The sequence below is a fragment of the Kitasatospora sp. NPDC058115 genome, from assembly GCF_042884635.1.
GTDB lineage: Bacteria > Actinomycetota > Actinomycetes > Streptomycetales > Streptomycetaceae > Kitasatospora.
On sequence record NZ_JBHVTL010000038.1, the window covers coordinates 65,465 to 75,978 of the forward strand.

Genomic DNA, 10,514 nt, shown 5'->3' on the forward strand with positions numbered 1-10,514 from the left:
AGGCGAGAGTGCCAGGAGGAAGACAAGTGCCCACGTACCAGTACCAGTGCACCGAGTGCGGCAACGGCCTGGAGGCGGTGCAGAAGTTCACCGACGAGCCGCTGACCACGTGCCCCGACTGCCAGGGACGGCTCCGCAAGATCTTCTCGGCGGTGGGCGTGGTCTTCAAGGGCTCCGGCTTCTACCGGACCGACAGCCGCTCCTCCTCCAGCAGCTCGGTGGGCGGGGGTTCGTCCTCGTCCTCGTCGACGTCGGCCTCCTCGTCCTCGTCGTCGGGCTCGTCGTCGAGCTCCCCGGCCCCCGCCGCGAGCCCCGCTCCGGCGGCCGGCTGACCTTCGGCCGGGCACCGGCCACAGCGTTCCCGAACGGCCCGCCGTTTCCCGCTTCCGAGCGGGTGCGGCGGGCCGTTCGTCGTCTCCGGGGGCCTTCATTCACTCGTCGGGGTGACAGCCGTCATCCACAGCCCCGGGTTTTCCACAGGCGGGGAAAAGCGGCTACCGGCCCGGGCGCGGGCCGCCAGAGTGGCGGTCACCGGAACCCCGAAGCCGACCCTGGAGGTGCCCGTGCGCACCGGTTCGCCCGTCCTGTCCCCCCGTCCGCTGCCGGTCCCGCCGCTGCCCGCGCCGAGCGTCCCGCCCCGGCAGCCGGTGCCGCCGTTCCCTCCGATCGGCGGCCGGGCGGGCCCGCGCTGCCGGCTCCGGCGGGTGCTGCGCCACCGCGCCCCGGTCCCGCTGGTGCTGCTGTTCGCGGCGGCGGCCGCGCTCACCCTCGGCCCCGCCCGGACGGGCCCGCCGGCGCCGGGGGCGGCGCCGGCGGTGGGCCGAACGGGTTGTCCGTCGGAGGGGGCAGAAAATCACCCGTGACCGGCCGACGACTCCGTCGTTCACGCGGCATGAAAGGCTTCAAGGAATTCCTGCTGCGCGGAAACGTCGTCGAGCTGGCGGTCGCCGTGGTCATCGGCGCGGCCTTCACCAACATCGTCAACGCCTTCGTCAAGGGCGTGATCAACCCGATCGTCGGGGCGTTCGGAGCCAAGGACCTCGCGTCCTACAGCTCCTGCATCAAGGGCCCCTGCGAGGTGTCCGCCACCGGCGAGGTCACGACCGGCATCCTCATCCTCTGGGGCAACGTGCTGAGCGCGGCGCTCCAGTTCGTGATCACCGCGGCCGTCGTCTACTTCTGCCTGATCCTGCCGATGACCAGGTTCACCGCCCGGCGCAAGACGCTGGCCGAGGTCCAGGCGGAGGCCGAGGCCAAGGAGGTCCTGCTGCTCACCGAGATCCGCGACGCCCTGGTCACCCGGACCGGCTGAGGCCGGGCCGACCCGGCGGGCCGGCCGTCAGTCCCCGTGGTGCGGCGGGCGCTGGCTCAGGTACCAGTCCAGCCCCCGGCCACTGCTCTGCCCCGCCCCGGGCCGGTCGCCCCAGCCCGCGTCGGTGTCGTCCCGGGACTGCCGCTCCAGCGGGTCGCCGAAGACCAGCCGGGCCTTCGCCGCCGTCCGCGACCGGTCCGCCGCCGTCTCCCCGGCCGGTCCCCCGGCCTTCTCGCCGGCCGTCGTCCCGTCCGCCTTCTCGTCCGCCACCTTCTCCTCCACCGCTCTCGTCCTTCCCCCTGCCGACGTCCCCGCCCGCTGCCACCAGCCTAGAAGGCTCCCGGCACGACGGCGGGCCCGGTGCGGACCGCTCCGCACCGGGCCCGCAGGCCGCCGTCACCTCTCACGCCCGCGTCATGCCGGGCCGGGCTCCGTCAGGCCGCCTCGAAGCCCGCGTGGTCGGCGATCTTCTTCAGCTCCGCCAGCGCGTGCTTCTCGATCTGGCGGATCCGCTCACGGGTCAGCCCGTGCTGCTTGCCCACCTCGGTCAGGGTGCGCTCGCGGCCGTCCTCCATGCCGTACCGCGACCGGATGATCGAGGCCGTCCGGTCGTCCAGGCGCCCGATCAGGCCGTCCAGTTCCTCGCGGCGCAGCATGACCATCACGGCGTCCTCCGGGGACGTCGCCCCGGTGTCCTCGACCAGGTCGCCGAACTGGGTCTCGCCCTCGTCGTCGACCGACATGTTCAGGCTGACCGGGTCCCGCGCCCAGTCCAGCACGTCCTTGATCCGGGCCTCGGTGGTGTCCAGCTCGGCCGCGATCTCGGCGGGCTCGGCCTCCCGGCCCAGCTCCTTCGACTTCTCCCGCTGCACCCGGCGGATCCGGCCCAGCTCCTCGACCAGGTGGACGGGCAGCCGGATGGTGCGCGACTGGTCGGCGATCGACCGGGTGATCGCCTGGCGGATCCACCACGTCGCGTAGGTGGAGAACTTGAAGCCCTTGGCGTAGTCGAACTTCTCCACCGCGCGGACCAGGCCGGCGTTGCCCTCCTGGATGAGGTCGAGCAGCGGCAGGCCGCTGCGCGGGTAGCGGCGGGCGACGGCGACGACGAGGCGGAGGTTGGACCGGATGAAGACGTCCTTGGCGCGCTCGGCGTCCTCGGCTATCGCCTCCAGTTCCTCGCGCCGCACGCCCTTGGGGAGCTCGTCCTCCTCCAGCAGGTGCTGGGCGTAGACGCCGGCCTCGATCCGCAGCGAGAGCTCGACCTCCTCGGCGGCATCGAGCAGGGGCGTCCTGGCGATCTCGTCGAGGTACATGCCGACCAGGTCACGGTCGGCCTCAAGGTTGGTCGGGCGGGCCGCGCGAGTCCGGTCGGCCCTGTCGCGAACGACGGCACGGGTGGCCATGCTTGCTCCCTTTGCTGGTGTTGCCGCGGTCTGGCTGCCTGCCCGGAGAGGGCAAGAAGTGCGGGCCCCGCGGGGCTCACACGTAACGATCCAACGAACAGAATCCGGACAACATTCCCAAGTCGCTCAGATTCTTCCGGCGATGCAGTATCCTGCCCGATTCCGCCCGCGATCCGGACCCTGGGTGACCGGACCGCCACCCGGCGTGCTCCCCCGCCCCACCGCGCGCACGCCCCTCCCCTACCGCAACCCCTCGGACGCCGGGCGCGTTCCCCCGCGGAGCCCGCCCACACCCCGGCGCACGCAGCTCCTCCGCACAAAAGATGCCAAATCGCTATCGCCGCGGCGCACGCTCGGCACGGGCGACTGGGAAGGTGTCAGCCATGCACCTGACCAACAGCTCGCCCTCCATCACCCCGCGTGATCGCCACCTGCTCCGGCACGCGGCACTCGCGGTCGGCTGCGCCGTGCTGTTCGCCGTCCTCGCAGCCCTGGTGCAGACCGACTGGCGGCCGCTGTCCCGGTTCGACCACCGACCGGTCGACTCCCTGCACCGCTTCGCGGCCGGTCACACCGCGTGGACCGCCTCGGTGCAGCTGTTCTCCGACATCGGCGGGACGATCACCATGCGCTCGGTGCTCGGCGCGGCCGCCCTCTGGCTCTGGCTGATCGGCGCCCGGACGCTCGGCGGCTGGGTCGCGGCCCAGACCCTCGCCGGCTGGGGCGTCCAATGGCTCCTGAAGCTCTCCTTCGGCCGCCAGCGCCCCACCTTCTCCGACCCCGTCGCCCACGCCGGCGGCCCCGCGCTCCCCTCCGGCCACGCGATGGCCTCCGCGATCGCCTGCGCCGTTCTGGTCGGCCTGCTCTGGCCCCGGGCCGGCCGGGCCGGCCGGATCGCCGCCTGCTCCGTCGCCGCGCTGATCACCCTGGGCATCGGCGCCTCCCGGGTCTTCCTGGGCGTCCACTGGCCGAGCGACGTCGTGGGCGGCTGGCTCGCCGCCGGCATCGTCCTCGGCAGCGTCACCGTCCTCGTCGAACTCTCCCGCCCCGGAGCCCTCGCCCGCGACTTCCGCCGGGTGAACTGGCGCACCCGGCCCCGCGTCCAACGCGTCCTCGTCTCCCCCGCCCGCCCGCCCCGGGACACCCCCGCCGACCACCCCGACGGCCTCCTGCGCTGACCCTCCCTCACCCCGCGCCCACCCGCAAACAACGGAACGGGCCCCCTCGGAAGCAACCGAGGGGGCCCGTACTCACGTCATCCGCCGTGACCGGCGCTGTGCCCCAGGCAGGATTCGAACCTGCGACACCGGCTTTAGGAGAGCCGTGCTCTATCCCCTGAGCTACTGAGGCGGGGACGACCGCAGACAGCCTAGCGGATCGGTGGCACGGCGGTGGGCGGGACGGACCGTGGGAGGGCGGGCGGGCGACGGCGGGTCAGGTCGGTGGGGGCGCGGCCCGGTGGTGGAGGGGCGGCTAGCCTGGGGGAACGGCCCCGTGCGACGGCGGGGCCGGAGCCCTCCGGCGGGGGGAAGGAACGGAGCGGCAGATGGCATCGGGTGACCGGTGGGAGCGCGGCGCCGTTCGCCTCGCGCGGAAGGCGGCCGGGCCGGTGGTGTGGCTCGCACCCGCGCTCGTCATGCTGGTGGTGGGCGCGTACCGGCTGGGGACGCCCACGCTGTGGCGGGACGAGGTGGCGAGCTGGGTCTCGGCCACCCGGCCGATCGGCGACCTGCTGCGGATGCTGCAGCACGTGGACGCCAGCAACGGCGCCTACTACGTCCTGCTGCACGGCTGGACGACGCTGTTCGGCGACTCGGAGATCGCGCTGCGGCTGCCCTCCGTCCTGGCGATGGCGGGCGCGGCCGCGTTCACCGCGCTGACCGCCGAGCGGCTGTTCGGCGGCCGGGTCGCGGGCGTCTGCGCCGGGCTGCTGTTCGCGATGGTGCCGCTGATATCCCGGTACGCCCAGGAGGCCCGCTCCTACGCGCTGGTCACCTGCGCCGTCGCGGCCGGGACCTGGTTCCTGCTGCGTGCGCTGGAGCGGCCGACGCTGGGCCGGTGGGTGCCGTACGGCCTGGCGATGGCGGTGGCGGGCGCGGCGCACCTGGTCTCGCTGAGCGCCCTGGCCGGGCAGGCCGCGCTGGTCGCGCCGTACCTGTGGCGGACCTCCGGCCCGGCGCGGCGGCGGCTGCTCGCCGGCCTCGCCCTGGTGCTCGCCGCCCTGGTGGCGGTGGTGCTGCCGGTGGCGCTGCTGGGCCGCCGGCAGTCCGAGCGGCAGCTGGGCTGGCTCGGCCGGCCCACCCTGGACCAGCTCTGGCACTTCGGCGAGCCGCTGTTCGGCTCGGCCCGGGTGTTCCACGTCTTCCTGGTGCTGGCGCTGCTGGCCCTGGTGCTGCCCGGGCGGCGCGGTCCGGCGCTGCGGCTGCTGCTGCTCGCGGTGCTGCCGGTGCTGGCGGTCTGGGCGTTCTCCTTCGGCCCGACCTCCTACTTCCTCGACCGGTACCTGCTGTTCACGGTGCCCGCCTGGGCCGCGCTGGCCGGCTGCGGGACAGGGGCGGGCTACGCGGCGGTGACCGCGGCGGCCCGGCCCGGCCGGACCCGCCCGGAGGTGCGCACGGCGGGCCTGCTGCTCGCGGTCGGCGTGGTGGCGGTGGCCGGGGTGACGGCCCTGCCGACCCAGTCCCTGGTGCGCTACGCGGGCTCGCACGCGCAGTCGAAGGAGCCCTACCGGGCGGTGGCCCGGCTGATCGCGGCCGGCTACCGGCCGGGTGACGGGCTGGCCGTGCCGCTCGGCGACCAGGCCTGGTCGATGATCGGCCCGGGTGTCTCCTACTACCTGCCGGACGACGTGCGGCCGTACCCGCTGTTCGAGGCGACCGGGGCGGTCCAGGCCGAGGACCTCTTCCCGGTGCCCTGCCCGCGCCCGGCCGAGTGCACCGGTCCGGGGAGCCGGGTCTGGCTGGTCGTGCTGGGCAACACCCCCGACCCGCTGACCACGCTGCCCGCCGACCAGGCGGAGGCGCTGCGGACCCGGTTCGGGCCGCCGGAGCAGGTGACGCCGCTGGGCGGGATGACGCTCGCCCTGCTCGGCGGGTCCCGCGCCGGGCACTGACCCCCGCCCCCTCCTCCCCCCTCCCCCGGCCCGACCGGCCCGGGTGCGCCGTACCGGGTGCCGCGCGACCATGGAGCACAGCGACCACGGCCGGGAGGACGGCGGGTGAGCGAGCAGCCGAACGGGCAGCCGGCCGGCCGGGGCGGCCACGACGGCCACGGTGACCGGAACGGCCCGGACGACCAGGAGGACTGGGGCGGCCGGGACGAGGGAGAGGACCGGGAGGGGCGGCGGACCGGCCGGTGGCGGCACCGTTCGGCGGTCCTGGCCGGATCGGCCCGCGGACTGCCCGACCAGGTCCCGATGGTGGGCCGGGCGCTGCGCCAGTTGCTCCGGGTCAACCTGCTGGACTCCGCGACGAGGCTGGCCGCACAGGCCTTCCTGAGCGCCCTGCCCGCGCTGTTCGTGGTGGCGGTCTTCACCCCCACGGCGATCCGCGAGGGCGTGGTGCACTCGCTCCGCAAGGAACTGGGCCTGGAGGGCCCGGCGGCGCAGTCGGTGCAGCAGATGCTCGGGACGGGCCACGAGCAGGAGACCGGTTTCGGGGTGGTCGGCGCGCTGGTGACCCTGTTGTCGGCGACGGCGCTGAGCCGGGCGATGCAGCGGGTCTGCGAACGCTGCTGGGAACTGCCCAAGGCGGGGACCAGGGTGGCGGCCTGGCGATGGCTGGTCTGGCTGGTGGTCTGGCTGCTCTGCCTGGCGTTCCAGACCCCGGTCAAGGACGGCTTCGGCCTGGGCGCCTGGCTGGGGGTGCCGCTGACCTTCCTGCTGGCGACGGCGATGTGGTGGTGGACCCAGCACCTGCTGCTGGGCGGCCGGGTGCGCTGGCTGCCGCTGCTGCCGGGGGCGGTGCTCTGCGGCGTGGCCGTGGTCGGCATCGGGGTGGCCTCGCGGGTCTACCTGCCGGGGGCGATGAGCCGCAGCATCGGCCAGTTCGGCCCGTTCGGCGTGGTGTTCACCGGCCTGTCCTGGCTGATCGTGGTGTTCACCGGGATGACCCTGGCGATCGCGCTGGGCCGGGTGGTGGCCGAGGAGGAGGCGATCGCCCGGCTGCTGGGCTCGCGCACCGCGCCGGGGCAGTGGGGCGGCCCGCGGTTCTGACGCGGGCCGCCCGGGACGGCTCAGCCGGAGCGCCTCACAGCGCGCGGGTCAGCCGGGAGAGGATGGACGGCGGGGCGAGGTCGGACTGGAGCACGACCGGCACCTCCACCCGGCTGTCGCCCTCGCCCGTGCGCAGCACACCGACCTTGGTGCCGGCCGCCGCCTGGTGGCCGACCTTCAGCGGGTCCAGGACCAGGGTGCCGGTGATGCCGGGGAAGCCCGCCACCGTGAGGTCCTGGGCGGCGACCACCGGGACGGAGCCGCCGAGGCCGTCGTCGATCCGGCCGACCACGTCGCCCTGCTTGGCCAGGGTCTGCCCGGTGATCCCGTTCTGCGCGGCCTGGATCTGCTTGCCGCTGGCGTTCATCACCGCCTTGAGGATGCTCGGCTCGGCGGTGGTCGCCGGCTGGCCCAGGGTGACGCCGAGGATCAGCCGCCGCACACCGGCGATCTCCTTGTAGGCGGCCCACATCAGACAGCCGCCGGCCGGGGTGCTGGAGCCGGTCTTGACGCCGATGACGCCGTTCTTCGGGGAGATCAGGGTGTTGGTGTTGGAGATCTTCTGGTTGTTGAAGGTGGTGTCCGGGGTGGAGACGATCTGCCGGAACACCTCGTCCTGCATCACCTGCTCGGCCAGCTTGAGCTGGTCCTTGGCGGTGCTCTTGGTCTCCGGGTTGAAGCCGGCCGGGTCGGTGTAGGTGGTGTTGGCCATGCCGAGCCCGGCGGCGGTGTCGTTCATCTTCTTGACGAACGCCTCCTCCGATCCGGCGTCCCAGCGGGCCAGCAGCCGGGCGACATTGTTGGCGGAGGGCAGCATCAGCAGCTCCAGCGCCTGGTACTGGCTGATCTGCTGGCCCTCGGTCAGGGTGACCCGGGACTCGTCGACGTTGCCGGACTCCTGGGCGGCCTGCTTGTCGACGGTGATCTTCGGACCGGCCTCGCCCTTCTTCAGCGGGTGCGCCTGGAGGATGAGGTGGGCGTTCATGACCTTGGTGACGCTGGCGATCGAGGCCGGCGTCTCCGGGCCGGAGCTGCCCAGGCTGCCGATGCCGACCACCTCGGCGGCGGACTGCCCCTTGGCGGGCCAGGCCAGGTCGAGCGGGTCGCCGGCGAAGCCGAAGCCGCCCGCGGCGGTCATCCGCACCTTGCCGGCCGGCAGCGGGCGCAGCAGCTGCGCGGTGACCACGGCGCCGAGGACGACGGCGAGGAAGAGCGTCCAGATGGTGATCCGCTTGAGCGCGCGGCGCAGCGGCGAGACCGGCCGGCCGTTGAGCGCGGCCAGCACCTCCATCGCCTCGGAGGTCGACTCCGGGAACGGCGCGGGCTCCGGCGCGGGTGCCGGCAGCGGTTCGGGAGCGGGCAGCGGTTCGGGGACCGGCAGTGGCCGCGGGGCGGGAGCGGGCTCCGGTTCCGGCTCCGGGGACGGCCCGGGTCCGGGCAGCGGCGCGGGGCCGGGGACCGGCTCGGGTCCGGGCAGCGGCTTCGGCTCCGGGTGCGGCTCGGGGACCGGCTCCGGGACCGGGGCCGGTTCGGGCAGCGGGTGCGGGCCGGGCGGCTCCGGGACGGTGTCCGTGTCGGGGACGGCCGCGGCGGCGGTGGCGGCAGCGGCGGGGAGGCGCAGGACGCGGGTCCGTTCGGCGTTCTCCCGCTTCTCGAACTTCTCGGCCCGCGCGGGCGGTTCGGCCTCCTCCGCCGGGGCCTCGGGGCCGGCCGGACCGCTGCCCCCGCCGGCCGCCGGAGCCGTCCGGATGGCGAGACGGGGGTCGGTGCCGGAGGGGCGGTCCGGGGTGCCGGCCGCGGCCTCGGCGGCGTCGTCGTTCCGGTCTTCGGGCAGGCGCAGGCTGGTGGTCGCGTTGTCGGCGGGCAGGCGCAGGGCGGTGGTCGCCTGCTCGGCGGGCAGCCTCAGCGAGGCCGTACGGGTGTCCGCATCCCGGACCCGCAGCTGCACCGTCGGCCCGGGCCGGGCCGCCCGCGCGGCCGGCTCGGCACCGGTGTCGGGGGTGCCGTCCGCGTCCGCGTCCGCGGAGTCGGCGTCGGCGTCGGCGGAGTCGGCGGAGTCCGGACCGGCGGAGTCCGTGCCCGTGCGGTCGGCCGAGTCCTCGCCCGTGGCACCGGCGCCGGCCTCGGACTCCGCCGCCGGGTCCGCCCCCGGCGCGGCCGTCCCCTCGGGCGCGGCGGCGGCCCGTTCGCCGTCCCGCTCCCGCGCCCGCTCGCCGTCCCGCAGCACCCTGTCGGGGGACTCGCCCACGTAACCCAGCCTCCTCAACGCCCGGCGGGGCGCCGGCAAGCCCGTATTTCGGGAAGCCGGCACCCCGCCCCGTGTACCTGTACAGTCTCCGCCACCGGCGACCGAATCGGGTCGCCCACACCCCGCCCGACCGGCGGTTATTGGCGCGGCACGGCCGCACCGCGGCCTGTTCAACGGTCAGACGCCCGGCCCGCCACGGCCGGTTCCCCCGCCCGATCGCAAGGTCACGATTCGGAGGCGTACTCGACAAGCCCGTGTGAGAGGCGTCACGCTGTTTCCCATCCACGCGGGGAGGCTTGGATGGGCAAGAGCCGCAGAACTGTTCCCGAGGAGCTCTTGCTGCTCGCTTTGGACCCGGCCACGGGCACCACGGCGCAGCCGCAGACCCTCGACCTCGGACTCGCCGGGGCCCAGCTCGTCGAGCTGTCCCTGGCCGGACGGATCATTCCGGAGGGCGACCGGATCGCCGTGGTGCTGCCACGGCCGACCGGCGACCCGACGCTCGACCACGCGCTGGAACTGCTGCGACGACGCGGCAGCCCGGTCCGCGCGGCGCACTGGATCGGCGGGCCCCGGCTGGGGCTGCGGCAGACCTACCTGGCGCACCTGGAGCGGTGCGGCATGGTCACCGCCGTGCCCGGTCAGGTGTGCGGGGTGCTGCCGACGACGCGGTACCAGGCGTCCGACGACTGCACCAACGCCGCGATCAAGCAGCGGCTGGACACCGCGATCCGCACCGGCGTGCCGCCGGACCCGCGGACGGCGGCGCTCGCCGCGCTGGCGCACTCGGTCGGGCTGGGCAAGCACCTCTACCCGGGCAACGAGGGCCGTTCCTCGCGCTCCCGGCTGCGCGATCTGATCCGGTACGACCCGCTGGGCGGGATGGTCGCGCACGCCGTGATGGACGTGCAGAACGGCCTGCCGGGCCAGCAGAACCGTTCCGCCCAGGCCGGAGCGGCCTCGCCGGGCCCGGGCGGCCGGGCCGGCCAGCGCACGGCGGCCGGGCGCGGCAGCGGCGGCGGCCGGGTCGCGGCGTCCCGCGTCGGAGTCCGCTGACGCCCCCGCGGCCACGGGGCCGACCCCGGAGCCGGAGGGCCCCCGGGGCCGTGCCCGGAGCCGGACGAACCGCTCCCGCGCGCCGGGAGCGGACCGGCGCGCACAACAGCGCACGACGCACCGCTCGCGCCCTACGGCGGCGCTGAGCAACCGGCACCACCCGGCAGTGAGAAGGGGCGGGGGGCCCCCCCCGGAGTAGCCCGGCGGCCCCCCCCCCCCCCGCCCCCCCCCCGGGGCGGGCCCCCCCCCCCCCCCCCCCCCCCAAACCCCCCCCCCCCC

Annotated in this window: 9 protein-coding genes and 1 tRNA gene; 6 read left to right on the forward strand and 4 right to left on the reverse strand. The window is 75.2% G+C overall.

Translation table 11 applies throughout. The features are described 5' to 3' along the window. Positions 1–26: 26 nt before the first annotated feature. The gene (locus tag ACFVVL_RS31710) at positions 27–332 is read left to right on the forward strand and encodes an FmdB family zinc ribbon protein (RefSeq protein WP_380295087.1); all 306 of its coding nucleotides are present in this window, start codon (positions 27–29) and stop codon (positions 330–332) included. A gap of 560 nt (positions 333–892) precedes the next feature. After that, positions 893–1,312 carry a large conductance mechanosensitive channel protein MscL gene (mscL, locus tag ACFVVL_RS31715; protein ID WP_387681295.1) on the forward strand — a complete coding sequence of 140 codons (420 nt, stop codon included), beginning with the start codon at positions 893–895 and terminating at the stop codon, positions 1,310–1,312. Between the two features lie 27 nt (positions 1,313–1,339). Here mscL and ACFVVL_RS31720 read toward each other — a convergent pair whose 3' ends face one another. Both ACFVVL_RS31720 and ACFVVL_RS31725 read right to left on the reverse strand, forming a co-directional pair. Continuing rightward, on the reverse strand, positions 1,340–1,594 hold the full coding sequence (locus ACFVVL_RS31720; RefSeq protein WP_387681298.1) for a hypothetical protein: 255 nt from the start codon (positions 1,592–1,594) through the stop codon (positions 1,340–1,342). Between the two features lie 152 nt (positions 1,595–1,746). Beyond that, a complete protein-coding gene (locus ACFVVL_RS31725) occupies positions 1,747–2,718 on the reverse strand; it encodes a sigma-70 family RNA polymerase sigma factor (protein ID WP_380295093.1) in 972 nt (323 codons plus the stop codon). Positions 2,719–3,101: 383 nt separating this feature from the next. Between ACFVVL_RS31725 and ACFVVL_RS31730 the strand changes: the two genes are divergently transcribed. Beyond that, positions 3,102–3,896, forward strand: coding sequence for a phosphatase PAP2 family protein (locus ACFVVL_RS31730; RefSeq protein WP_380295095.1), 795 nt, complete (start codon positions 3,102–3,104; stop codon positions 3,894–3,896). A 99-nt stretch (positions 3,897–3,995) separates the two neighbouring features. Here ACFVVL_RS31730 and ACFVVL_RS31735 read toward each other — a convergent pair. After that, a tRNA-Arg gene (locus ACFVVL_RS31735) sits at positions 3,996–4,068 on the reverse strand. Positions 4,069–4,264: 196 nt separating this feature from the next. Between ACFVVL_RS31735 and ACFVVL_RS31740 the strand changes: the two genes are divergently transcribed. Together ACFVVL_RS31740 and ACFVVL_RS31745 are read left to right on the forward strand one after the other, a co-directional pair. Beyond that, positions 4,265–5,830 carry a glycosyltransferase family 39 protein gene (locus ACFVVL_RS31740; protein ID WP_387681302.1) on the forward strand — a complete coding sequence of 522 codons (1,566 nt, stop codon included), beginning with the start codon at positions 4,265–4,267 and terminating at the stop codon, positions 5,828–5,830. A 105-nt stretch (positions 5,831–5,935) separates the two neighbouring features. Then, on the forward strand, positions 5,936–6,931 hold the full coding sequence (locus ACFVVL_RS31745) for a YhjD/YihY/BrkB family envelope integrity protein (RefSeq protein ID WP_380295098.1): 996 nt from the start codon (positions 5,936–5,938) through the stop codon (positions 6,929–6,931). Positions 6,932–6,965: 34 nt separating this feature from the next. On the opposite strand, the gene ACFVVL_RS31750 is transcribed toward ACFVVL_RS31745, so the two are convergent. After that, complete coding sequence (locus ACFVVL_RS31750; RefSeq protein ID WP_387681306.1) at positions 6,966–9,179, reverse strand: D-alanyl-D-alanine carboxypeptidase; 2,214 nt, start codon at positions 9,177–9,179, stop codon at positions 6,966–6,968. A 300-nt stretch (positions 9,180–9,479) separates the two neighbouring features. Between ACFVVL_RS31750 and ACFVVL_RS31755 the strand changes: the two genes are divergently transcribed. Continuing rightward, entirely contained in the window at positions 9,480–10,235 is a 756-nt protein-coding gene (locus tag ACFVVL_RS31755; protein WP_380295101.1) for a GPP34 family phosphoprotein, read from the forward strand. Positions 10,236–10,514 lie beyond the last annotated feature (279 nt).

Bases quoted from the DNA above. Each gene is read 5' to 3' on its own strand.
- ACFVVL_RS31730 (WP_380295095.1), top strand. From the start codon at position 3,102: ATGCACCTGACCAACAGCTCGCCCTCCATCACCCCGCGTGATCGCCAC.
- ACFVVL_RS31755 (WP_380295101.1), top strand. From the start codon at position 9,480: ATGGGCAAGAGCCGCAGAACTGTTCCCGAGGAGCTCTTGCTGCTCGCT.
- ACFVVL_RS31725 (WP_380295093.1), bottom strand. From the start codon at position 2,718: ATGGCCACCCGTGCCGTCGTTCGCGACAGGGCCGACCGGACTCGCGCG.
- mscL (WP_387681295.1), top strand. From the start codon at position 893: ATGAAAGGCTTCAAGGAATTCCTGCTGCGCGGAAACGTCGTCGAGCTG.
- ACFVVL_RS31740 (WP_387681302.1), top strand. From the start codon at position 4,265: ATGGCATCGGGTGACCGGTGGGAGCGCGGCGCCGTTCGCCTCGCGCGG.